20 protein-coding genes are annotated in these 23,443 nt (G+C 69.7%); 7 read left to right on the forward strand and 13 right to left on the reverse strand.

Features of this window, described 5'->3' with window-relative positions:
• Window positions 1-43: 43 nt before the first annotated feature.
• Window positions 44-1,402 carry a serine hydrolase gene (locus YIM_RS31395; RefSeq protein WP_153033763.1) on the forward strand — a complete coding sequence of 453 codons (1,359 nt, stop codon included), beginning with the start codon at window positions 44-46 and terminating at the stop codon, window positions 1,400-1,402.
• On the opposite strand, the gene YIM_RS31400 is transcribed toward YIM_RS31395, so the two are convergent.
• From YIM_RS31400 to YIM_RS31415, 4 genes are all read right to left on the reverse strand, one after another.
• On the reverse strand, window positions 1,403-2,347 hold the full coding sequence (locus YIM_RS31400; protein WP_153033764.1) for an LCP family protein: 945 nt from the start codon (window positions 2,345-2,347) through the stop codon (window positions 1,403-1,405). It lies immediately after the preceding gene.
• Window positions 2,344-2,847 (reverse strand): SigE family RNA polymerase sigma factor, encoded by a 504-nt coding sequence (locus tag YIM_RS31405; protein WP_153033765.1) that lies wholly within the window; start codon window positions 2,845-2,847, stop codon window positions 2,344-2,346. Before YIM_RS31405 ends, YIM_RS31400 begins: the two co-directional genes overlap by 4 nt.
• Before the next feature lie 82 nt (window positions 2,848-2,929).
• The gene (locus tag YIM_RS31410) at window positions 2,930-3,601 is read right to left on the reverse strand and encodes a response regulator (RefSeq protein ID WP_153033766.1); all 672 of its coding nucleotides are present in this window, start codon (window positions 3,599-3,601) and stop codon (window positions 2,930-2,932) included.
• Complete coding sequence (locus tag YIM_RS31415; protein WP_370468901.1) at window positions 3,598-5,190, reverse strand: ATP-binding protein; 1,593 nt, start codon at window positions 5,188-5,190, stop codon at window positions 3,598-3,600. Before YIM_RS31415 ends, YIM_RS31410 begins: the two co-directional genes overlap by 4 nt.
• 193 nt (window positions 5,191-5,383) lie before the next feature.
• Between YIM_RS31415 and YIM_RS31420 the strand changes: the two genes are divergently transcribed.
• A complete protein-coding gene (locus tag YIM_RS31420) occupies window positions 5,384-6,703 on the forward strand; it encodes a cation:dicarboxylate symporter family transporter (RefSeq protein WP_153037365.1) in 1,320 nt (439 codons plus the stop codon).
• 74 nt (window positions 6,704-6,777) lie between these two features.
• On the opposite strand, the gene YIM_RS31425 is transcribed toward YIM_RS31420, so the two are convergent.
• From YIM_RS31425 to uvrA, 3 genes are read right to left on the reverse strand one after another with little or no spacing between them, the layout of a single operon-like run.
• Window positions 6,778-7,650, reverse strand: a complete 873-nt coding sequence (locus YIM_RS31425; RefSeq protein WP_153033768.1) for an alpha/beta fold hydrolase — start codon at window positions 7,648-7,650, stop codon at window positions 6,778-6,780.
• Window positions 7,651-7,663: 13 nt separating this feature from the next.
• On the reverse strand, window positions 7,664-8,119 hold the full coding sequence (locus YIM_RS31430) for an SRPBCC family protein (RefSeq protein ID WP_153033769.1): 456 nt from the start codon (window positions 8,117-8,119) through the stop codon (window positions 7,664-7,666).
• A 22-nt stretch (window positions 8,120-8,141) separates the two neighbouring features.
• Window positions 8,142-11,003 (reverse strand): excinuclease ABC subunit UvrA, encoded by a 2,862-nt coding sequence (uvrA, locus tag YIM_RS31435; protein ID WP_153033770.1) that lies wholly within the window; start codon window positions 11,001-11,003, stop codon window positions 8,142-8,144.
• A 191-nt stretch (window positions 11,004-11,194) separates the two neighbouring features.
• Here uvrA and YIM_RS31440 point away from each other — a divergent pair, with 191 nt between their 5' ends.
• Window positions 11,195-11,872 carry an MBL fold metallo-hydrolase gene (locus YIM_RS31440; protein ID WP_153033771.1) on the forward strand — a complete coding sequence of 226 codons (678 nt, stop codon included), beginning with the start codon at window positions 11,195-11,197 and terminating at the stop codon, window positions 11,870-11,872.
• Between the two features lie 52 nt (window positions 11,873-11,924).
• Here the strand turns inward: YIM_RS31440 and YIM_RS31445 are convergent, their stop codons facing one another.
• From YIM_RS31445 to YIM_RS31460, 4 genes are all read right to left on the reverse strand, one after another.
• Window positions 11,925-12,530 carry an ATP-binding protein gene (locus YIM_RS31445; RefSeq protein WP_194239807.1) on the reverse strand — a complete coding sequence of 202 codons (606 nt, stop codon included), beginning with the start codon at window positions 12,528-12,530 and terminating at the stop codon, window positions 11,925-11,927.
• 172 nt (window positions 12,531-12,702) lie between these two features.
• A complete protein-coding gene (locus tag YIM_RS31450; RefSeq protein WP_153033773.1) occupies window positions 12,703-13,107 on the reverse strand; it encodes a type II toxin-antitoxin system VapC family toxin in 405 nt (134 codons plus the stop codon).
• Window positions 13,100-13,378, reverse strand: a complete 279-nt coding sequence (locus YIM_RS31455) for a type II toxin-antitoxin system Phd/YefM family antitoxin (protein ID WP_153033774.1) — start codon at window positions 13,376-13,378, stop codon at window positions 13,100-13,102. Before YIM_RS31455 ends, YIM_RS31450 begins: the two co-directional genes overlap by 8 nt.
• 63 nt (window positions 13,379-13,441) lie before the next feature.
• On the reverse strand, window positions 13,442-14,425 hold the full coding sequence (locus tag YIM_RS31460) for a hypothetical protein (RefSeq protein WP_153033775.1): 984 nt from the start codon (window positions 14,423-14,425) through the stop codon (window positions 13,442-13,444).
• A gap of 342 nt (window positions 14,426-14,767) precedes the next feature.
• Here YIM_RS31460 and YIM_RS31465 point away from each other — a divergent pair, with 342 nt between their 5' ends.
• On the forward strand, window positions 14,768-15,355 hold the full coding sequence (locus tag YIM_RS31465) for a hypothetical protein (protein WP_228004121.1): 588 nt from the start codon (window positions 14,768-14,770) through the stop codon (window positions 15,353-15,355).
• 86 nt (window positions 15,356-15,441) lie between these two features.
• Window positions 15,442-16,209: an HIRAN domain-containing protein gene (locus tag YIM_RS31470; protein WP_153033776.1), complete on the forward strand. Its 768-nt coding sequence runs from the start codon at window positions 15,442-15,444 to the stop codon at window positions 16,207-16,209.
• Window position 16,210: 1 nt separating this feature from the next.
• Here YIM_RS31470 and YIM_RS31475 read toward each other — a convergent pair whose 3' ends face one another.
• Window positions 16,211-16,636 (reverse strand): hypothetical protein, encoded by a 426-nt coding sequence (locus tag YIM_RS31475; protein ID WP_153033777.1) that lies wholly within the window; start codon window positions 16,634-16,636, stop codon window positions 16,211-16,213.
• A gap of 207 nt (window positions 16,637-16,843) precedes the next feature.
• Between YIM_RS31475 and YIM_RS31480 the strand changes: the two genes are divergently transcribed.
• Together YIM_RS31480 and YIM_RS31485 are read left to right on the forward strand one after the other, a co-directional pair.
• On the forward strand, window positions 16,844-19,120 hold the full coding sequence (locus YIM_RS31480) for a UvrD-helicase domain-containing protein (protein ID WP_153033778.1): 2,277 nt from the start codon (window positions 16,844-16,846) through the stop codon (window positions 19,118-19,120).
• Window positions 19,121-19,174: 54 nt separating this feature from the next.
• Entirely contained in the window at window positions 19,175-22,489 is a 3,315-nt protein-coding gene (locus YIM_RS31485; protein ID WP_194239808.1) for an NACHT domain-containing protein, read from the forward strand.
• Here YIM_RS31485 and YIM_RS31490 read toward each other — a convergent pair.
• The gene (locus YIM_RS31490) at window positions 22,486-23,436 is read right to left on the reverse strand and encodes a DNA polymerase domain-containing protein (RefSeq protein ID WP_153033780.1); all 951 of its coding nucleotides are present in this window, start codon (window positions 23,434-23,436) and stop codon (window positions 22,486-22,488) included. The two genes, YIM_RS31485 and YIM_RS31490, sit on opposite strands and share 4 nt — an antisense overlap.
• Window positions 23,437-23,443: the final 7 nt, after the last annotated feature.

Below are 23,443 nucleotides of genomic sequence, written 5' to 3' on the forward strand. Positions count from 1 at the left end.
TGTTCGCATAACCGGAACAACGTACGCACGCTGGGAGCACAAGATGACCTTCGACCACACCCGCTGGCAGGCCCGGTTCGACGAGCTGCGCGCGGCACACCGGGTGCCCGGCGCCACGCTCGCCGTTTTCACCGACGGCGAGCTGCACGAACTGGCCAGCGGCGTGCTGCACCGCGGCACCGGGGTCGCGGCCACCACCGACTCGGTGTTCCAGCTCGGCTCGGTGTCCAAAGTGCACACCGCGACGCTGGTCATGCAGCTGGCCGAAGCCGGGAAGCTGGACCTGGACGCGCCGGTCCGCGACGTGCTGCCGGACTTCGCGGTCGCCGACCCCGAGGTGACCAAAACCGTGACCCCGCGCCAGTTGCTGACCCACACCAGCGGCATCAGCGGCGACTTCACCCTCGACACCGGCCGGAACGACGACTGCCTCGCCCGCTACGTCGACGCCTGCCACGAGGTCGGCCAGGACGTCGCCCCCGGCGCCGCGATCTCCTACAGCAGCACCGGCTACAACATCCTCGGCCGCATCATCGAGGTGCTCACCGGCCAGACCTGGGACGAAGCGCTGCGCGACCGCCTGCTCACCCCGCTCGGCATGACCAGCTCGGTGACCCTGCCCGAGGACGTGCTGCGGTTCCGCGCCGCGATGGGCCACGACGGCGAGGAGCCGATGCCCGCTTGGACGCTGATCCCGCGCTCGGGCGGTCCGTACGGCGGCACGCTGTGCTCCACCGCCGCCGACGTGGTCCGGCTGGCCAGGATGCACCTCGACGCTGGCACCGCACCCGACGGCACCCGCGTGCTCGATGCCTCGACCGTGGCGGAGATGCAGCGCCACGCCGTCGACGTGCCGGACCGCTGGACGGTCAGCTCCGACGGCTGGGGCCTTGGCTGGACGCTGTACGACTGGGACGGCGTCACCGGCTACGGCCACGACGGCGCGGCCACCGGCCAGTACTCCTATCTTCGCGTGTTCCCGCACGCCGGGGCGATCGCGGTGCTGCTGGCCAACGGCGGCCACTCCCGGCACCTCTACGCGGATCTGCTCGGTGAACTGCTCGGCGAGCTGGCGGGCGCGCGGATGCCCGCCTCGTTCGCGCCCGCCGAGCAGCCGCCCACCGTGGATTTCGCCCAGTACCACGGCACCTACCGGCGCGAAGGCGTGGAACTCACCGTGTCCTCGAAGGAGGGCAAGCCGCACCTGCGGTACGCCTTCGTCGGCGGCATGGCGCACTTCGCGCCACCGATGGAGCTGGACCTGGTGCCGGTCTCGGACACGGTGTTCGCCGCGCCGGGACTCGGCGCCTTCGCCGGGGACTGGATGCCGATCGTGTTCAGCACCCTGCCCGACGGCACGCTCTGCCTGTACTCCGGCATGCGCGCCGCGCCACGGGCCTGATCAGTCCACGCATCCAGCGGTATCGCCGCCGCCCGCGCCGCTCCCCGGCGAACCGCGCAACAGGCTGTCCACAAAGGACTTCACTGCGGCCGGATCCGCTTGCAGCACGGACATCCCGCCGATCTGGCGCTCACCGAGCGTGGGCATGACGGCCAGTTCCCCGGCACCCTTCACCTGGCCGGCGAACTCCACCACGTCCCACCCCGGGTCGGTGCGCACGTTGCCCTGCACCAGCTTCGCAACGTCCACAGTGGACCCGGACAGCTTACCGGTGAGGCTCCCCAGGAAGGCACGCTGCCGGGCGGTGCGGTCGAGGTCACCATTGGGCAGCCCCATCCGCTGACGCAGGAACGCCAGCGCCCGCTCCCCCGAAAGCGTCTGCGCACCAGCCGGGAACTCCGCGCCGGAGCGCGGATCGCTGACCGCGTTCTTCAGGCAGACCTCGACCCCGCCGACCGCGTCACTCAGGCGGGCGAATCCCGCCATGTCGACGACGGCGTGGTGGGCGGGCCGCACCCCGGTCAGCGCCTCCACCGCCGACGTGAGGCCGTCGATGCCGCGCTCGGTGAAGGTCTGGTTCAGCTTCGCCTGGCCGGTCCAGGTGTCGCGCGGCAGGGACACCCCGCGCACCACACCGTCCGCGCCGAGCCTGGCCAGCACGATCGCGTCGGCACGACCGCTTTCGTCCGTGCCGACCAGCAGGAAGTCGGTCGCGGCCGTGGCCGCGGCCACCGGAGCGGTCGGCTCGGCGGACGGCCGCACCGCCACCACGGTCACCGCCACCGCCGCGGCGGCGGCCAGCCCGGCCACCACCACCGGCAGCACCGGGCGGCGGCGCGGCCGCCGCTCCCGATGAGAGCGCAGCCGGGCGAGCACCTCTTCGGTCGGGGCCGCCCGCGCGGCCTCGTCGGCGATCGCCTGGCGGATGAGCTGTTCCTCGTTCATCGCGTCACCTCCGCGGGAATCCGGCTGCCCGCGCGCAGCGTGCCGAGCGCGCGGGAGATGTGGCTGCGCACGGTGCTTTCCGTGCAGCCGAGCACCTGGGCGATCTCCTGGTCGCTGCAGTCCTCGTAGAACCGCAGCACGATCGCCGCGCGCTGGCGGCGCGGCAGCACCGCGATCCGGGCGCGCATCGCGTCGCGCTCGGCGTGCTGGACCGCCGGATCACCGACCGGCGGCGTGAGCGCGTCGAGCGTGCGCTGCGAAGAGGCGATGTCCCGCGCCGCCCGTCGATGCCGCCACGACAGGTACTCGTTGGTGACCATGCGCTTGACGTAGAGGTACGGCGCGTCCATCTGCTCGATCCGGGACCAGCGGCGCTGGGCGCGCAGGAGCACGTCCTGCACGATGTCCTGGGCGAGGTGTCGGTCGCAGGTCACCGCGGTGGCGTACCGCAGCAGCCGATCGAGCCGATCGGCGGCGAACTGGTCGAACCCGTCCGGCACCACAGCTCCCTTCTGCCTGGTTGAACTGGGGCGCACGGGAAACCCCGCCGGACACCGGTTTTGTTGAACGGTGTGACCGGCGTCATGCCGAGCGGTACCAGACCTCCGGGCGGCCGACCTGGCCGTAGTGCGGTTCCCGCCGCGCCAGCCCGCTGTCGGCCAGGTACTCCAGGTACCGCCGCGCGGTCACCCGCGACACCCCGACCACGGTGGCCGCCGCACCCGCCGACAGGCCCTCGGCCGCGGTGGCCAGCGCCTCGGTGATCGCCTCCAGCGTCTGCGCGCTCATGCCCTTGGGCAGCGCGTGGTGGTCCGGGGAGCGCAGCGTGGCCAGCACACCGTCCACATCGGCCTGTCCGCTGACCTCACCGGACTCGGTGAACCGGTCACGGAAGCGCGCGTACCGCTCCAGCTTCTCCCGCAGCGAGGCGAAGGTGAACGGCTTGAGCAGGTACTGCACCACGCCGACGGACACCGCCGCCTTCACCACCGCCAGGTCCCGCGCGGAGGTCACCGCGATCACGTCCACCGCCACCCCGGCGGCCCGCAGCGCCCGGCACACCGCCAGGCCGTGGCTGTCCGGCAGGAAGAAGTCCAGCAGCACCAGGTCGACCGGCATCTTCTCGCAGGTCCGCAGCGCGTCACCGCCGGAGTGCACCACGGCGACCACGGTGAAGCCCGCCACGCGCTCCACATAACGCCGGTGCGCCTCGGCCACCACCGGATCGTCTTCGACCACCAGTACGCGGATCACCGGTCACCCCGCTCGGGCAGGCGCACGGTGAACACCGCGCCGACGTCACGCGAGACCTCGATCGTGCCGCCGTGGCGGCGCACCGCCTGGCCGACCAGCGCGAGCCCCAGCCCGCGCCCGGCCGGGCCGTCGGACGGCTTGCTCGACCAGCCGCGGCGGAACACCTCCTCGGCGCTGTCCGGATCGATGCCCGGACCGGTGTCGGCCACCCGCAGCAGCAACTCGCCGTCCTCCTGGCGCACGGTGACCGAAACCGTTGGCCTGCCGTTGGCCGCGCCGGCGATCGCCGCGTCGATCGCGTTGTCCACCAGGTTGCCGAGAATGGTCACCAGATCCCGGGTGTCCAGCTCGCCGGTGCCGGAGTCCATCGCGGTGTCCGGGGTGAGTGTCAGCTCGGCACCGCGTTCGCTCGCCTCCGCCGCCTTGCCCAGCAGCAGTGCCGCGAGCACCGGCTCCGACACCGCGCCGACCACCTGGTCGGTGAGCTGCTGCGCGACCTCCAGTTCGGCGGTGGCGAACCGCACCGCCTCCTCCAGCTGCCCCATCTCCACCAGCGACACCACGGTGTGCAGCCGGTTCGCCGACTCGTGCGCCTGCGACCGCAGCGACTCGGCGAATCCGCGCACGGTGTCCAGTTCCCCGGTCAGCGTCTGGAGTTCGGTGTGATCGCGAATGGTCACCACGCTGCCGAGCGACCGCTCGCGCGAGCGCACCGGCTGCGCGCTGAGCAGCAGCACGCCGGTGTCGGTCACGTGGATCTCGTCGGACCGCGGTTCGCCGGACAGCAGCGCCGCGACCAGTTCCCCGGGCAGGCCGGTCTCGGCGACCGGCGTGCCCTGAACGTCCTCGGGCAGCCCCAGCAGCGTCCGCGCGCCGTCGTTGATCAGCGCGATGTTGCCGCGCGAATCGATCAGCACCAGGCCCTCGCGCACGGCGTGCAGCACGGCTTCGTGGTAGTCGAACATCGCGCTCAGCTCGGCCGGTGCCACGCCCCGCGTCTGCCGTTTCAATCGCGCGCTGACCAGCAGGCTGCCCGCGAAACCGACCGCCAGCACCAGTCCGGCCACCGCGAGCACGGTGAGCACCCGCTCGCGCAGCTCCGCGCTGATCGTGCTGACCGTGATACCGACGCTGACCAGCGCGATCACCCGGCCCGGCTCGGCGGTCACCGGCACCACGACGCGTTTGGACGGTCCGAGCGTGCCGGTGTAGGTCTCGGTGAGCACCTCGCCGCGCAGCGCGGCCGCGGTGTTGCCGACGAACGGCTGCCCGATCAGCGCCGGGTTCGGATGGGTGTAGCGGATGCCGCCGGTGTCCATGATCGTGATGAAGTCGACCCCGGTGTCCGCGCGGACCCGCTCGGCGAACGGCTGCAACTCGGCGCTCGGATCCGGGCCCAGCACCGCGGTCCGCACGCTCGGCGAATCCGCCACGGTCACCGCCACCGTGGTGACCTCCTCGGTGGCCCGGTCGTCGGTCGCCCGCTCGGCGTCCACATAGGCCAGCGTCACCCCGCCGCCGACCAGGGCCGCGACCAGCACCACCTGCACGAGCAGCAACTGACGCGCGAGGCTCCACCGGTTCGACACGACCACATACCAGCACACCCGCCGCGCGGGCCGTCGATGTGGCGCACTTCGTGAACGAAATGAACACAACCGTGACCCCGCTCACGCGGGTCCGCATAGTCACCGGAAACCTTGACGCAACTTGGAGGCAACGGTGCCATCAGAACCGACGACCACCGCCGGCTCGGCTCCGCCCGGCAAGCGCCGGGATCGGATGCACTACCTCTACCTCGCCGTGATCGCGGCCGTCGTGCTCGGCGTGGTGGTCGGCTTCGCCGCGCCGGACCTGGCCAAGGAGCTCAAGCCGCTCGGCACCGGGTTCGTGAACCTGATCAAGATGATGATCTCGCCGATCATCTTCTGCACCATCGTGCTCGGCATCGGCTCGGTGGCCAAGGCCGCCAGCGTCGGCAAGGTCGGCCTGATGGCCATCGTCTACTTCCTGGCGATGTCCACCTTCGCGCTGGGCATCGGCCTGGTGGTCGGCAACATCCTGCACCCGGGTGAGGGCCTGACCCTGTCCCCGGACGCCGCCGCGAAGGCGCAGCAGCAGGCGGAGGGCTCCGAGGGCACGGTCGACTTCCTGCTCGGCATCATCCCGGAAAGCCTGGTCTCGGCGTTCACCGAGGGTTCGGTGCTGCAAACCCTGCTGGTCGCCCTGCTCGCCGGTTTCGCGCTGCAGAAGATGGGCCGGGCCGGGCAGCCGGTGCTGCGCGGCATCGAGCACATCCAGCGGCTGGTCTTCCGCATCCTGGCGATGATCATGTGGGCCGCGCCGGTCGGCGCGTTCGGCGCGATCGCCGCGGTGGTCGGCGAAACCGGCTGGGACGCGCTGAAGAGCCTCGCGGTGATCATGCTCGGCTTCTACGCCACCTGCCTGCTGTTCGTGTTCGTGGTGCTCGGCTCGGTGCTGTGGTTCGGCGCGCGGGTCAACCTGTTCTCGCTGCTGCGTTACCTGGGTCGCGAGTTCCTGCTGATCGTGTCGACCTCGTCCTCGGAATCGGCGCTGCCGCGGCTGATCGCGAAGATGGAGCACCTCGGGGTGAGCAAGCCGGTCGTCGGCATCACCGTGCCCACCGGGTACTCGTTCAACCTCGACGGCACCGCGATCTACCTGACCATGGCGACCCTGTTCATCGCCACCGCGCAGGGCAGCCCGCTGCCGGTGTCCGAGCAGATCTCGCTGCTGGTGTTCATGATCATCGCGTCCAAGGGCGCGGCCGGGGTCAGCGGCGCCGGCATCGCCACGCTGGCCGGTGGCCTGCAGTCGCACCGGCCCGAACTGGTCGACGGGGTCGGCTTCATCCTCGGCATCGACCGGTTCATGTCCGAGGCCCGCGCGGTCACCAACTTCGCCGGCAACGCGGTGGCCACCGTGCTGATCGGCTCGTGGACCAAGGAGTTCGACCGCGCCCAGGCAGGCCGGGTGTTCGCCGGGCAGGACCCGTTCAACGAAGCCACCCTGGTCGACGACCACAAACCCGCCGACGGTGAAGAAGCCACGCCGGAGCGGGAACCCGCAGCGGTGAAGTAGCAGCCCTCCCCCTCACCGCTGCCACTGACGCGGTCGCGAGCTTCCCCCAGAGCTCGCGACCGCGTCAGTCCTTTTCAGTCGTGTTCGGCGACGAACTCCAGTAGCCGGGCGACCGCCCGTTCCGGCTGCTCCCCGAGCAGCGCGTGCGTCGCCTCCGGCCACAGCTCGACTTCGGCGCGCGGGAACAGGGTGCGCGCCCGCTCGGCCGCCGCCTCCGGGTCGTGCACCACGCTCCTGCCACCGATCAGCACCAGCACCGGCAGCTCAACCGCCCGCAGCACGTCGTCGCCCGGATAACTCAGGAACGGCGGCCCCGACTGGTACTCGCTCATCCCGGCGAGCAGCACCCGCGTCAACGGCACATCCGGCCACGGGCCGCCGCCCGCGGTCCAGCTCAGGAACCGCTTCATCGCCGCGTCACCGGGCAGCAGGGTCGCGGCCATCGCCCCGGCGAAGAACCGCTTGGTCAGCTTGCCCAGCGTGTTCGCCGGATCGAACAACGCGATCGAGGCGAGCCTGCCGGGGAAGTACCGCGCCTGGTTCAGCACCTGCCAGCCACCGGCGGACAGTCCCGCCAGGTGGAAACCGGCCAGGCCCAGCTCCTCGAACACGTCCTCCAGCGCCCGCGCGCGCTCGGCGGCGTCGCGCATCGGCACGGTCTGCAGGCTGGCGCCCGGTTCGCCGAGCGTGTCCACGGTGTAGACGGTGCGCTCGGCGAGCAGGCCCGGCAGGTTGGGCGCCCACATCGCCGAACTGGCGTGCGAGCCGTGCAGCAGCACGATCGGCGGGCGCCCGGAATCGCCGTAGCGGTAGACGCGGACCGTGCCGTACCGGCTCGGCACGTCCAGCTCCACCCGCTCCCCCGGGCACTCCCGCATCGCCTCCTCGTACGCGGCGAAATAGCGGGCGCGCCCCTCGACCGTGGTGAAATGACCGATTCTCCCCATGGGGACCAGTGAATCAGTTCCCGGCCGGCGCGCCCACCCGTCGCACCAGGCCTCGCCTGCCGCGGCGCATCATCAGCGCGTGGTTCGCCCGGAACAGCGGCGCCGCCACCGGCGAGAGCCGCCGCAGCAGCGGTTTCGCCGCCACCACGTGCTGGGTGATGTCCAGCCGGGTGGCACCGTCCTGTGCGGAGAGCAGGCAGCCGAGCGAACCCTCCAGATCACCGTGCAGGTCCACCCGCAGCCTGCCGTCGCGCTCGTTCTCCTCGGCCCTGGTCATGGTGATCGTCAGTGAGTAGGGCAGCCGCGCGCGGCAGACCAGCTCCGCGGTCTGCTCGTCCACCTGGCGCACCGAGCGCACGTCGGGCCACCACTCGGGATAGGCACCGAGATCGACCAGGGTGGCGAACACCGGCCGGACGGGAGCGCCGACCAGCCAGGTGTCGCGGAAGCGGTAGTCGTTCAGCCGCACACGGCCATTATGGACGGACTGATCACCCCACCGGCAGGATTTCCCGCAGAAACTCCCCGGTGTAGCTGCCCTCGGTCGCGGCCACCTGCTCCGGCGTGCCCTGCGCGACCACCATGCCGCCGCCGGACCCGCCTTCGGGACCCATGTCGATCAGCCAGTCGGAGGTCTTGATCACGTCCAGGTTGTGCTCGATCACGATCACCGAGTTGCCCTTGTCCACCAGGCCGTTGATCACGCCGAGCAGCTTGCGGATGTCCTCGAAGTGCAGGCCGGTGGTCGGCTCGTCGAGGATGTAGACCGTCTTGCCGGTGGACCGCTTCTGCAGCTCGCTGGCCAGCTTGACGCGCTGCGCCTCACCGCCGGACAGCGTCGGCGCGGGCTGGCCGAGCCGGACGTAACCGAGGCCGACGTCGACCAGGGTGGCCAGGTGCCGGTGGATCGCCTTGATCGGCTCGAAGAACTCCGCGGCCTCCTCGATCGGCATGTCCAGCACGTCCGAGACGGTCTTGCCCTTGTAGTGCACCTCGAGCGTCTCGCGGTTGTACCGCGCGCCCTTGCACACCTCGCACGGCACGTAGACGTCCGGCAGGAAGTTCATCTCGATCTTGATCGTGCCGTCGCCCGCGCAGGCCTCGCAGCGGCCGCCCTTGACGTTGAAGGAGAACCGGCCCGGCTGGTACCCGCGCACCTTGGCCTCGGTGGTGGCCGCGAACAGCTTGCGCACGTGGTCCCACACGCCGGTGTAGGTGGCCGGGTTCGACCGCGGGGTGCGGCCGATCGGCGACTGGTCGACCCGGACCAGCTTGTCCACGTTGTCCAGGCCCTTGATCCGGGTGTGCCGCCCCGGCACCTGGCGGGCGCCGTTGAGCTTGTTCGCCAGCACGGTGGCCAGGATGTCGTTGACCAGGGTGGACTTGCCCGAGCCGGAGACACCGGTGACCGAAACCAGGCAGCCCAGCGGGAAGGACACCTCCAGCCCGCGCAGGTTGTGCTCGCGCGCGCCGACCACGGTGAGCTGGCGCTTGCGGTCGATCGGGCGGCGGATCTCCGGGATGTCGATCTCGCGGCGCCGGGACAGGTAGTCCCCGGTCAGCGACTGCTTGTTCTTCAGCAGCTTCTTGTACGGTCCACTGTGGACGATGTGGCCGCCGTGCTCACCGGCGCCGGGGCCGATGTCGACCACCCAGTCGCTGGAGCGGATGGTGTCCTCGTCGTGCTCGACCACGATCAGCGTGTTGCCGAGGTCGCGCAGCCGGGTCAGCGTCTCGATCAGCCGGTGGTTGTCGCGCTGGTGCAGGCCGATCGACGGCTCGTCCAGCACGTAGAGCACGCCGACCAGGCCGGAGCCGATCTGCGTGGCGAGCCGGATGCGCTGCGCCTCACCGCCGGAGAGCGTGCCGGAGGCGCGGTCCAGCGAGAGGTAGTCCAGCCCGACGTCGAGCAGGAACTGCAGCCTGGCCTGGATCTCCTTGAGCACCGCGCCGGCGATCATCGACTCGCGCTTGCCCAGCGACAGGCCGTTGAGGAACTCCGAGGCCTCGTCCACCGACAGCGCGCAGACCTCGGCGATCGAGCGCGGGCCGTGCTTGGCGTGCTCCAGGGTGACCGCGAGGATCTCCGGCTTGAGCCGGGTGCCCTGGCAGGCCGGGCACGGCACCTCGCGCATGTAGCCCTCGTACCGCTCGCGCATGTACTCGGACTCGGTCTGCTCCTGGCGGCGTTCGAGGAACGGGATGACACCCTCGAAGTTGGCGTAGTAGGAGCGCTGGCGGCCGTAGCGGTTGCGGTAGCGGACGTGCACCTGCTCGTTGACGCCGTGCAGCACCGCCTTCTGCGCCCTGGCGGGCAGGCGGCGCCACGGGGTGTCCATCCGGAAGCCGATGGTCTCGGCCAGCGACTCGAGCAGCCGCTGGAAGTACTCGGCGCTCTGGCCGCCGGCCCACGGCGCGACCGCGCCCTCGCCGAGCGACAGCTCGTCGTCCGGCACCACCAGCTCCGGGTCGACCTCCTTGCGGATGCCGATGCCGGTGCACTCGGGGCAGGCGCCGTATGGCGAGTTGAACGAGAAGGAGCGCGGCTCGAAGTCCTCCACGGCCAGCGGGTGGCCGTTGGGGCAGGCCAGGTGCTCGGAGAAGCCGCGGATGCGGTGCGGGTCGTGCTCGTCGAGGTCGACGAACTCCAGCTCGACCAGGCCGTCGGCCAGGCGCAGCGCGGTCTCGATCGAGTCGGTGAGCCGCTGCTTGGCGCCGGTCTTGACGGTGAGCCTGTCGATCACCACGCCGATCTCGTGCTTTTCCTGCTTCTTCAGCTTCGGCGGATCGGTCAGCGAGTGCACCGCGCCGTCCACCCGCACGCGCGAGTAGCCCTGCTGCTGGAGGTTGGCGAACAGGTCGACGTACTCGCCCTTGCGGCCGCGGACCACCGGCGCCAGCACCTGGAAGCGGACGCCCTGCTCCATGTCGAGCACCTGGTCGACGATCTGCTGCGGGGTCTGCTTGCTGATCGCCTCGCCGCACTTGGGGCAGTGCGGTTTGCCCGCGCGGGCGTAGAGCAGGCGGAGGTAGTCGTAGACCTCGGTGATGGTGCCCACCGTCGAGCGCGGGTTGCGCGAGGTGGACTTCTGGTCGATCGACACCGCGGGCGAGAGGCCCTCGATGAAGTCGACGTCGGGCTTGTCCATCTGGCCGAGGAACTGCCGGGCGTAGGCCGACAGTGACTCAACGTAACGCCGCTGGCCCTCGGCGAAGATCGTGTCGAAGGCGAGGCTCGACTTGCCAGAACCGGACAGGCCGGTGAACACGATCAAGCTGTCCCGCGGGAGGTCGATGTCGACACCGCGGAGGTTGTGCTCACGGGCACCGCGAACAACGAGGCGATCAGCCACGCGAGGTCCCTTCACTGGATTCGGAACGGCCGGGTGTGAGGCGGCCGCCGTCATGCTAGGTCGCACCACCGACAGTTTCGGACACACGAGGTCCCGCCTGGTGGGGCTGCGAATTCGCGCCGGGTTCGAGAGTACGTGCCCCCGCGCGGCGGTTTCGATCGGGTGAGGTGATTCGTACTAGAGTTCGAAGGGTGAACGTCGTGGACACCTACACCGGCCATGTCGAGCCGGGCGGCGACGCCGCCCGCCGGACGCTGCCGAAGCTGACCATCACGAAGTTGTCCGTGGGGCCGATGGACAACAACGCGTACCTGCTGATCTGCCGGGGTACCGGCGAGGCCCTGCTGATCGACGCGGCCAACGATCCCGAGCGCATCTCGGACCTCATCGGCCACGGCCCCGAGCGCCCGGCGCTACGCACCGTAGTCACCACGCACCAGCACGCCGACCACTGGCAGGCGCTGGGCGCGGTGGCCGGGGCGAACGGCTCGAACACCGCCGCCCACCCCGCGGACGCCTCGCCGCTCCCGGTGCCGCCCGACTTCCTCGTGGAGCACGGCGACAAGCTCACCGTGGGCGAGTGTGAGCTGGAGGTCATCCACCTGCGGGGCCACACGCCGGGCTCGATCGCCCTGCTCTACCGGGACCCGGAAGGCCACCCCCACCTCTTCACCGGCGACTCCCTGTTCCCGGGCGGGGTGGGCAAAACGGGCTCGCCGGAGGACTTCAAGTCCCTGATCGACGATGTGTCCACGCGCATCTTCGACGCACTGCCGGACGAGACGTGGTTCTACCCAGGCCACGGCGACGACTCGACGCTCGGAGAGCAGCGCCCGCATCTCGACGAGTGGCGCACCCGAGGCTGGTGAGCGGGGCCTGGACGGTGTGATCACAGTCGCCGCGTAACCCCGGCCCCGCAGGTCACCGGAGCCCCCATTCGACCGGGCAGACGGGTTCCTCGCCGCGGAGGTTCTGCGCGATGGTGACCACGTGCCACCCCTCATCGGCGAGCCACGGCACGGCGGCCTCGATCGCGACGTGCTTGTCGCGCACCACGTCGGCGGGCACGCGGCGCGCGTGGCCGCAGGCGCAACGCTTCGCCGATCGAGCGGCGTTGCGCGCGAGCGCGGTGGCGAGCGGCGGCTGGTGCACGACGGCGACCGTGCGAGCACCGTGCTCGGCGGCGAGCACCAGCAGCCGCCGACGGGCCGCGGTGTCGGCGGAGGTGGCGTCCCACAACACGGTCCCGCCGTCGGCCAGCACGGTGCTCGCCGCGGCGGTGGCGAGTTCGAGCGCGTAGGGCGAGGCCGCCTGGTTCATCAGGCACCCGCACCACGACACGGCGGCGCGCATCTGGTCGAGATTGACCACGACGGCGTGTGGGTTCGCCCGGCACCAGCGCGTACGCCAGGTGCTCTTGCCCGCGCCGGGCGCCCCGATCGTCGCCACGAGCGTGCCGGCGCGGATGTCATCGCATTCGGCGGCTACGCCGGTGAAGCCGCGCAGCCAGTTCAGCTCTCTCCCCACCAGCAGTCTGGACCTCCAAATCCTGACTTCCGCGAGCCGTCTGTTTCTTCGCGGATCTTCTACGGAGGACTTCAAGTGCTGGTGAGTCAGCAGCAGTCAGGGCGCGTGGTGTCTTCACGTCTCCGACTGCTGCCCTGACACAGCCTATTCTTCCCGATGGACCGCGGGTCGCTCAGATGCCGATGACGTCGACCATCTTGTCCAACCCTTTGAAGTCGGCTTCGTTTCGGGTGTACAGCGGCAGCTCTCGCGAAGATGCGATGGCCGCGATCATCAAATCCATCCGCCGAGGGCGCGGATCCCGATTTGCCGCAAGAACAAGCGCGACCAGCGTCCCATACCGGGCAGCCGCATCACCGTCGAACGGCAATGGCGCGAATTCGACGATGGCCGCGCCGAGCTTCTCGGTACGTGCCGCGCGGACGGCGGCGTCCTTCGCCATCGCCACCCCCCGGTGCAGCTCGGCCATGGTGATGGTGGTGAGTTCGGGGACCTTGGGCAAAGCCGCCGGGTCGAGCAGACCCAGGTCGAGGTAAGCGCAGGTGTCCAGGACACCTGCCTCAGGGCGCTCAGCCACGGCTTCGACTCCATGGATCGTCGCCGCCAACACGGTCTTCCGTGCCGAAAACCTCGTCGGCCTCCTCACGCATCCGCGCGGCATCGACCTCCGGCAACCTTCGATGCCGGGCAACCAATTCCTCGGCGGTGAGCCGACGCCTACGCGGCACTGGCCGCAGCTCAGCTACCTCGACGCCGTTGCGAGTGACGTGGTAGGTCTCCCCCGCCTCCACAGCGTCCATGACGGCAGCGGAGTTGTTGCGGAACTCCCGCTGCGTGATCACCTTCATGGGGCCAGCGTAGCCACGTGTAGCACAGTGAGCTACACCGTTTGGTGAGCGCCCGGCCGACGGTCATTCTTCGTAGCGTTTTGTCACGACGAAAGCCGTTCCGGTGAGTGCGTCGCCGACTGCGGTGGCTGCCCAGGTGGCCAGCACCCCGGCTTGGCCGTCACTGCGGTTGAGCAGTCCGACGATCCCCTCGACGGCGGGCGGCTCGGACCGGGCGCACTCCAGCACCGGCTCCCCCGTGTCACCTTCCGTTTCGCTGTCCGGGACCCATCGGCACAGCTCGACGGTCCAGTCGGTCCGGCCCCACTTGCCCTCCGGCATCGGGGCCTGGACGTTGAGGAAGTACCGGTCTTCACCTTCCTCGTATGGATCATCGCTGATCTCGAACCCATCGATGAGCAATCGCGCTTCGCCGTTGGCAGTGCGCAGGTACGCGTCGAGGAGCAGGCGGAGATCGGCGACCGCCCGCGCCAGCTGGGTTTGGTCCAGCTCCCGCTCCAGGTTGTCCAGGTTCTCGCGATCACGCCGGTCGAGCCCGGACTCGTCGACGACCACCAGCGGCGACCGGAACTCCCAGAACCGCCGCTTCTCGGGCTCCGGCGGCTCGATCCCCTCGGTGTACTCGGCGAGTTCGTCGCGCAGCGCTTGAGCTTCGGTGGCGAGTTCCGCGCTGATCGCGGTCCGCACGGGCGCCGGCACGGCGGCGGCCGCGGTGTCCAGGTCGGCCAGCGCGTGGTGCAGGAACACCATGGTCTGCTCGTACCAGAGGCTGTGCGCTCCCTCGATCAGGTGACGCCGGGCCGCCGGATCGGTCAAGGCGGCCAGGTGATCCGTGGGATAGCTGCGGAAATGCCCGCCTCGCTCGTCCCACTCGCTGACCGGCACCGTGGCGCAGGCGGAAATCCGGTTCAGCGCGTCGACGATCGGCGCGGCGAGCGTCGCGTCCTCGACACTGGTGATGGTGACCGACACGACGCCGGTCACCCCGCGGTAAGTGGCCAGAATCTGCGCTTTCCCGCGATGGGCGTGCTGGGAGTAAATGGTCATGGGATGCCCCTTCGGCCTGAAGATCAGCGGACGGGGCGGTGGCGCAGGCGCTTTCCCACGCTCCATGCCCTGGAAGAAAGTCAGGCGGTGGCTCAGGTCCGATCCCCAGCTCCGTGCCTCGTGGCCACGGTACCGAAGTCCCAGGTCTGCGGGCAATCGCGAACTCGACCGAGTGCAGGGTTGAACTGGCCGAATGGTCTTTTCGAGGGTTTACCACCGCGCGGGGTCGCATTTACCGAAATCGGCGGGGAAGATCACTCATCCGGGCCGGGGAGGGATCGGATGAGTTGGCGGAATCAACCACGCGACGCGAAAGGGCGCTTTGCGAAGGGAGGCGCGGGCGTGGCCGCGATCGCCACGGTGGGGGTCGTGGTGATGGGCACGCCGGGCACCATCGGCGGCGGCACCGCGTCGGTCGGATCCGGGAGTGGTTCCGCCAACTCATGGGGAAAGTCGAGCGGTAAGGAGGCAGCGAAGAAAGGACAGCACGGCACCGCGTTCAACCGGTTGAAACTGAAGAACGTCAGGCAGAAGGTCCAGCGCGGACTGAACTGCGCCAAGCATTCCTTCGGCGACGTCCAGCAGTTCTTCCTCCGCACCCCGTGCCGTGAACTGGATCGGATGCTGTTCGCCATGAGCGACGAGCAGGGCAACGACATCGCGATCACCATCGCATGGGTGCGCATGGGCAAAACCGCGGACGCCGCGGAGTTCGAATCCCTCGTCGACACCGACGGCACGGGGAACGTGTCACCACCGGCGGGTGCGCTGCTCGGGCTCGCGGAGATCGAGTTCACCGGCCGCTACTACGACTCCCGGCGCGACGGCCCCCTGGTGGTGGTCGCCGAAGCGGCGCCGATCGGCGGGCCGGCGAACGACCAGCTCCTGCACGACGCGGCCGACGTGGCCGACGAATTCCCGCAGCCGTAACGAGCAGGTGGCTTGCGCCGACTTCCGTGGCGACGAAACGGAGGCCGGTGGTGTTGTCGTTCCTGCGAAGAGGTCCGCATCCGGCATTGCGGCCGACACCGCTGCCCGACAACGGGCGGGTCCGGGTGGTCGGTGAATCCCGGTACCAGCGCGCACTCCGCGACGCGGCATCCGGAATGGCCGCGGCGAACGAATTCGACGGGCACATCCCGGTGACAGCGGCGCTGGTACCCGAGCCCGGCAACAAATGGGACCCGAACGCGGTGCGCGTCGACGTGCTCGACGGCGACCGCACCCGGCCGGTCGGTTACCTGCCCGCCGAACTGGCGAAGGAGTACCAGCCCACGTTCCTCGAACTGCGAGCCGACGGCTTCCTGGGCACCTGCCCGGGCAGGATCGCGGGTGGCGGCGCGAAGTACTACGGGATCTACCTCCACCTCGCGTCTCCCCGCGAACTGCGGTTCGCGCTCGGCGCGGAGGATCCACTGGTGGTGCAGCGATCGGAGCACGCGGTGCTCCTGCGCGGCGACCGGAGCTGCACCGTCACGAAAGAGGAAGATCACCAGGACGTGCTCACCCGCCACGCCCCGGTGATCGGCCAGGAATTCCGCAGTGTGGTCGCCTCACTGGACTTCTGCAAGATCAAAAGCGGTAAGTACAAGGGCCGCAACGCCATCGAGGTGCGCCTCGACGGGCACCGGGTCGGGCAGCTGACGCACGCGATGTCGGTCCGCTACGGCGACGCCGTGCGCGGTTTCCGCGAGCAGGGCCTCCGGGTGACTTGCCAGGCCTTCACCACCTCCAGCCCGAAAGGCGTGCAGGTCGAGCTGAGGCTCCCGCCCGCCAGGTCGTAGGTCAGACCACCAGCAGCACGAAGGTTTGCGAGGCTGCCGCCGCGTACAGGGTGGTGGCCGGGTGGTAGGCCCGCAGGGTCACCTGCGCCGACACGCTGAACGAAAGGCTCAGCGAGAACGAGCTGTTCGGCCGGCACGAGGTCGAGCGCAGGTCCACCCAGACACCGGCCTGCAGGCTCTGGATGATGACCGTCTCGGCCGCTTCCGAGCGCGCGGGCACGTCCAGCGAGCCGCGGATGCGGACCTTCTCGTTGACCTTGACCTTCTCCTTGTCGGCCTTCGCGTGGACCTTCACCCCCTTGAGCACCTCGGCTCCGGCCGGGCTGAGCGGCGTCGCCGCGGCCGCGGTCGCCGGGACGCCTGCCAGCAGGAGGACCCCGGCCACGAGAGCGAGCAGTCTGCGGGAGAACTTCGTTGATCCGTTCATGATCAGAAGTGGAGCACCACCGGCCGTACCCGGCGCCGAAAGGCCCTCTAACCGGTGACGTCGGACTACCCAGGTAGGTGATTGCACCGGGTGCAGAGATCGACACGGAGGCTGCGGCATCGGAGGGTAATTTCGCCGAAAGGCCGACGAAGAACGATCTTCGACCTACCGTGGCCGAGCGGGAACGGGGTTGTCCGGGGAGGCCGCGTGAATCTGAGCAAGCACGCCACCAGACTGGTCGCGCAGGAGTCATCCGAGCGGTTGACGCAAGCGCTTCCGGGCCTTTCGCCACTGCGCCGGCGGGTGTTCGAAGCGCTGCTCGTGCGCACCGCGCAAAGCTGGTCGCTCCTGCTGCGGCGCACCCTGCCCGCCGACGACGACACCAGGGCCGACGCGTTCCTGTTCGGCCCCACCGGTATCTACGCCATCGTGGTCGCCGATCACCCACCCGGCGAAAGCGCGACGCGGGCGATCCGGCGGCACGCCGAGGAACGGCTGGCCGGTATCCGCGACCACCGGCACCAACTGGTCGCCGGCACGGCGGTCCACCTGGTACTGGTCAGCACCGGCCGGAGCGGCGCGCGCTCGCACCGGAACGCCCGGCCGTACTGGGAACTGGGCGAAACGCAGCTCGACGAACTCTTCCGGCGCGACTCGGCGCACCTGACGCGCAGGCAGATCGACACCATCACCGAACAGGCGGCGCGGCGCCTTCCCGACTACGCCGGCCTGGCGGTCCGCCCGCCGGAACGCGCGCCCGAACCAGCCGGGCTGCTGCTCGCCGAAGACCTCACCGCGGACCAGGTGGCGGCGGCCCAGACCGGCACCTTCGACTCCTGGCTGACCTTCCTGCACCCGCACCAGCTGGAGATCGTGACCAGGCGGTACAACGGCCCGGCCCGGATCAGCGGCCCGGCCGGCACCGGGAAGACCGTTGTCGTGCTGCATCGCCTCCGCCACCTGGCCCGGCGCAGCACCGGTCCGCTGCTGTTCACCACCTTCGTCAAGACGCTGCCCCCGGTCATCGAAGCGTCGTTCCGGCGACTGGCCCCGGAGGTCGCCGACCGGGTGGAGTTCGTCAACCTGCACGCCTGGCTGAGCCGGTTCCTGAGTTCCCGCGGTCATCGGCTCAACGTCGACTCCGCGCAGATCAGGACCGCGTTCGCCCGGGCGTGGGGCCCGCGCCGCGAGGCGCTGGAACAGGTCCTCCCCGGCCAGGAGTACGCCTGGACCGAAGTGGACCGGGTGATCAAGGGCCGCGGCATCACCTCGTTCGACGAGTACGCCGGCATTTCGAGGCGCGGCCGCGGTCTGCGCCTCGCCGCGCGCCACAAGGAACTCATCTGGCAGCTCTACCTCGCCTACCAGGAGAAGCTGACCGAACGCGGCATCCACGACTACAACGACATGGTCAGCGTCGCGACGGCCGAACTGGCCGAGCGGCCACTGGCCGAACCGTACGCCGCGGTGGCGGTGGACGAGGTCCAGGACATCACCCTGGCCGGGCTGCGGTTCCTCCGGCTGCTCGCCGGTGACGGCCCCGATCGGCTGTTGCTCGTCGGCGACGGGCAGCAGCAGGTCTATCCGGGTGGCTGGCGGCTTTCCGATGCCGGGATCCCCATCCAGGGCCGCGGTGAGGTGCTGCGGATCAACTACCGCAACCGGGGTGAGGTGCTGGCCTTCGCGCAGCGCTTCGACGCGAACGACCAGGTCGACGATCTCGACGGCGCGAGCGGCGTCGCCCTGCTGGACGTCGAATCGGTCAACTCGGGTGGCACCAGCCTGACCTGGCGCGGGCCGAGAGCAGACGTCGGCACGGCCCTGCGAGCCCAGCTCGACCGGCTTTCCGTGCCGCTGGGCCGGTCCGCGGTGGTGGTCTTCCACCGCCGGGATCTGCCGCTGTGCACCAAACCCTTGCGTGAAGCCGGAATCGCGATGACCCAGCTGGACGACTATCGGGGCGAGGCGGACGACCGGCTGAAGGTCGGCACCGTCCACCGCGCCAAGGGGCTGGACTTCCAGGCCGTGCTGGTGGTGGAGGTGGCGGACGGGACGGCCGGGGACGAGCAGGAGGCCGGAGAGCTGCGCGATCGGCAACGCCTCGTCGCGGCGACGCGCGCCAGGGATTTCCTCTGGTGGGCGGTCGTCACCGAATCCGCCACCGAGTCTTTCACCGAACCCGTCACCGAGGCCGCCGCCGAGGAATCCGTCGAGTGCGTGCACGAAATGCCGATCGAATGGTGCGCGACCTGCAAGAAACCGCCCCGCGGCACGCTCCCCCACGGGTACCGCACGCGAGGTGGCAGCGCCTATCACAACGATCCGCAGTGCAACTGGCTGCGAAAAGGCCAGGACCGCTCACACCGGCAGGGCAAGAACGTGCACGACAAGGTCCCGGCCGCCTGGGCTTCGGTGAATCCGGGCGAACTCGAACCCTGCGAGTTCTGCTGCACCCCGCAATGGCTCAAACGACACGGTCATTGAGCAAACAGCGTCGATAGACTCGTTGGGAGAGCGGTTGACGGCGAGGAGATGTGCGTGAGCGTCGAGGCGACCCTGCTCAGGCTCGGGGGTTCGATCGCGAAGTCGGCCGGGGCGGCCTGGTTGCGCACCCGGCGCTCCGACGCCGAACGCCGGATGAACCTGGTCGAGCTGGTGGGCGCACGCGGCCTCGGCCTGCTTCCTCAGCGCAGGCTCGTCCGGCAGCTCGAACAGCTGGCGGAAACGGTGGCCGAGCGCCTCCAGCCCCTTGTCCTCGCCGAGTTCCGCCGCCTGGACGACAACGAGCGGGTGGCCGCGCTGAACGGCGTGGCCCAGGCGATCGAAGCAGCGGACCTGTCCGACGTGCGCGTGCTGGGCGCGGGCGTGTCGTCGACCGCGGTCGAGCGCCTTGTCGGGCCGTCCGCCGCCACCGTCCGGCGGCAACTGGGGCTGAGCGAGGCGGGCGAGGGTTTCTTCGACCTCGTTCTGCGCGAAGTGATCGCCTACCTGACCGAGGTGATCTCGACCCTGCCCAGCTTCCAGGGCCGGGCGTTGAGCGAACTGCTGGAACGCGACAACGAGATCATCGACCACCTGCGCGAAATCCTCGACCGGATGCCCGAACGCGGGGCGCTGTCCCCCACCGACAACACGGCCGAGTTCGAACTCGAGTACCTGCGCGAGGTTTCGCGCAAACTCGACCAAGTCGAGCTGTTCGGCGTGACCACCTCGCGGCCGACCCGGCGGTATCCGCTGAGCGTGGCGTACGTCGGTCTCATGACGTCGACGGGCGCCCCCGACAGCGACGACGAAGACGACGAAACCGTGGAAGCGGCGCTGGCCGGGAGCCCGCGAACGCTGATCCGCGGCGAGGCCGGGTCGGGCAAGACGACCCTGTTGCGCTGGCTCGCCGTGAAGTGCGCCCAAGGATCCCTCGAATCCTCACTGTCCTCTTGGAACGGTCTCGTGCCGTTCTTCGTGCAGCTGCGCGGGTACGCGGACAAGCGTCTGCCCACTCCGGGCGAGTTGCTGTCCACGGTCGCCTGGCAGCTCAAGGACCACATGCCCCCGCGATGGGCGTGGGACGTGCTCTCCTCAGGCCGGGCTCTGGTGCTGGTCGACGGGGTGGACGAAGTGCCGGAGCAGGAACGCGGCGCGGTCCGGGAATGGCTTTCCGACCTCGTCGGCGCGTTTCCCAAGTCCCGCTACGTGGTGACCTCGCGGCCACCGGCGATCCCCGACGACTGGCTGGACGACGAAGGCTTCACCGCGGCCGCCCTCCAGCCGATGTCCCGGTCGCACATCCGCGCCTTCGTCCGCCACTGGCACGACGCCATCCGGGTCGACTCACCGGCCGGCGACCAGCCCGACCTCACCGCCTACCAGGGCTCACTGCTCGCCGCGATCGACGGCAATCAGGCACTTCGCCTGCTGGTCACCAATCCCCTGCTCTGCGCACTGGTCTGCGCGCTCAACCACGACCGGCGGTCACAGCTCCCGCGCGGCCGGATGGACCTGTACCGCACCGCGCTCGACATGTTGCTCAGCAGGCGGGACACCGAACGACGAATCCCCGGCGAAGCACACGTGGCGCTCAGCCCGTCGGAGAAGATGCTCCTGCTGGAGGATCTCGCGCACTGGTACTCGCTCAACCAGCTGGCCAACGCCACCAGGGAACGGGTGGTCAACCGGCTGGCGGCCTGCCTGCGCCAGATGCCGGGCAAGGACCTCGACGCGGCGCACGTCTATTCGCACCTCCTGCTGCGTTCGGGACTGCTTCGCGAGTACAGCGCGGGCCAGGTCGACTTCGTGCACAAGACCTTCCAGGAATACCTGGCCGCCAAGCGGATCGTGGAAACCGACTCGATCGAAATGCTGGTCAACCACGCCCACGAGGACTCGTACCGCGAAGTGATCATCATGGCGGTCGGGCACGCGCGGCAGCGCGAGCGGGAACATCTGCTCACGGAGATCCTGGCCGCCAGCAAGGAGCCGGGGCTGCCTGCCCAGCGGCGCAAGGCGCTGCAACTGCTGACCATCGCCTGCCTGGAAACCACGACCCAGCTGAGCCCTGAAGTGCACGAAGAGATCATCGGCTGCCTGCGCGAGGTGATTCCCCCGCGCTCTTCGGACGAGGCGCGCGCCCTCTCGGCCATGGGTGACGAAGTACTTCCCCTGCTCCGGACTTCCGGTCGACTGAGCGAAGCGGAGGCCGCGGCGACCGTGCAGACGGCCGGCCTGGTGTCGGGCCAGCGCGCGTTGCCCGTGCTCGCCGCTCTCGCCCGTGACGGACGCGGGCCGGTGGAACGGGAACTGGTCCGGATGTGGAGCTACTTCGACCCGGAGCAGTACGCCAGGGAGGTGATGGCCGCGGCACGGCTGCTGGACGGTGATTTGCGCATCACCGACCCCAGGGTGCTGCCCGGGGTTCCGCTCGTGCCCCACCTCGTCAGCTTTTCGGGCGACTTCACCGGTTCGTTGACCGAAACCGAGGAGCACCTCCTCGCCGCCAACGAGAAGTTGAGAGCGCTGTGGCTCACCGACAACCCTGGTCTGAAATCGTTCACGTTCCTTCGCGACCACCAGCGCATCGCGGATCTTCAGGTGCGCAACGCGCCGGAATTGAGCGACATCAGCGCGATAACGAGCTTGCCCTCCCTGCGGTCCATCGCGTTCGAGTCGTGTCCGGGAGTAGTCGGAATCGACTCCCTGCTGGGCTGCGGGGAACTCGAATCCCTCAGAGGGGAGAACTACACCCTGAAGGAAGCGAACGCACTGCTCGCCGGGTTGAAGAAGCTCCAAAGCTTCGGGATCCGGCGTTGTCCTGCGATACACACGCTCGCCGACCTCGGCGCACACGATGAGCTGCGGGGTCTGCACCTCGACGCGTGCAGCGATCTGTCCAGCCTGTCCGGTCTGGACGGTCTGCCTTCGCTGACCAAGCTGACCTTCATGGACTGCCCGGAACTCAGCATCTCCGGTGCCCACCTGGCGGCGTCCGCCCTGCGATCGCTCACCCTCCGGTGGTGCGGCGAGGTGCGCGATCTGAAGCCGCTCAAGGAAATGCGCGAGCTGCGCAGCCTCCAGTTGCAGGGGCTCACCATCGACAGCCTGAAACCGCTGGCCGGGCTGGAGAAACTCCGCAGGCTGGCCGTGGTCGACTGCGAGTGGATCGACGATCTCAGCCCGCTCGCCGATCTCCCGTCCCTGCGACACCTGAGCCTGCAACGCACCGGTCACCGGCTCGATCTCGCACAGCTGGGACCGAAACGGGACCTGATCGTCACGCACAGCGGCAACGCCTACAACGGGAACGCGCTCGGCGACTCCAGCACCGTCATGGTCAGCAGCACCGAACGCCTTCCCGACTAGGTTCGGCGGGCGCGGGCCCGGCGCTTTCCCTCGTGCATTGCCTGTACTCGGGCGATCGGAATGGTGTGGCCTTCTTCGACCAGGTCCGCCGGAAGGCTTTGCGGCTCGGGCATTTGCTCCGCCCACGGGTCCGCGCCACCGAGCAGGTCCAGTGCGGTGTGGACGGTGAAATCGGCTGGTTTCACGCGGTCGAGGTCGTCCCAGGAGACCGGGAAGGAAACCGTGGTGCCCGGCCGCAGCCGCGGGCTGTAGGTGGCGACGACCGTCGCGCCGCCGGCCCGGGTGGAGTCCAGGAAGACCTTGCCCTCCCGGTCTTCGCGGATGAACGCGGTGGTGGCGAGCACCGGGTCGATGCGCTCGGCGCGGGCCGCCAGCGCGCGGGTGGCGGCGGCGACGTCGTCGATGGCCTGGTCCGGGGTCAGCGGCACGAAGATGTGCACACCCTTCGAGCCGCTGGTCTTCACCACGCCCCGCAGCCCGTCGTTCGCCAGCGCCTCCCGGACCAGGAAGGCCGCCCGCACCACCACGCCGAAGTCGCCCCCGGCCGGGGGATCCAGGTCGAGCACCAGGTGCGTCGGGTGCAGGCGCCGCTCGGCGAGGCTGAGCAGCGGGTGGTACTCGACCGCGCGCTGGTTGGCGAACCACAGCAGGGTCGGCCGGTCGTCGCACAGTGCGTAGGAGACTTCGCGCTTCGAACTGTCCGCCCACAGCGCCACGGTCTTCACCCACTCCGGCGTGTTCTTCGGAACGTTCTTCTGCATGAACGGCGCCCGGCCGCGCAGCACCCGCATCACCGACAGCGGCCTGCCGCGCAACCCGGGAATGATCCGGTCCGCCACGGCGTCGAGGTAGTCGACGAGGTCCCGTTTGGTCGCCTCGGACCCATCGAAGAGCGGCTGATCCAAGTTGGTCAGCGGCACCCCGTCGCGCTCTTCCTCCGCAGCCATCGGCCCA

Origin of the sequence: Amycolatopsis sp. YIM 10, from assembly GCF_009429145.1 — a bacterium.
Classification (GTDB): Bacteria; Actinomycetota; Actinomycetes; order Mycobacteriales; family Pseudonocardiaceae; genus Amycolatopsis.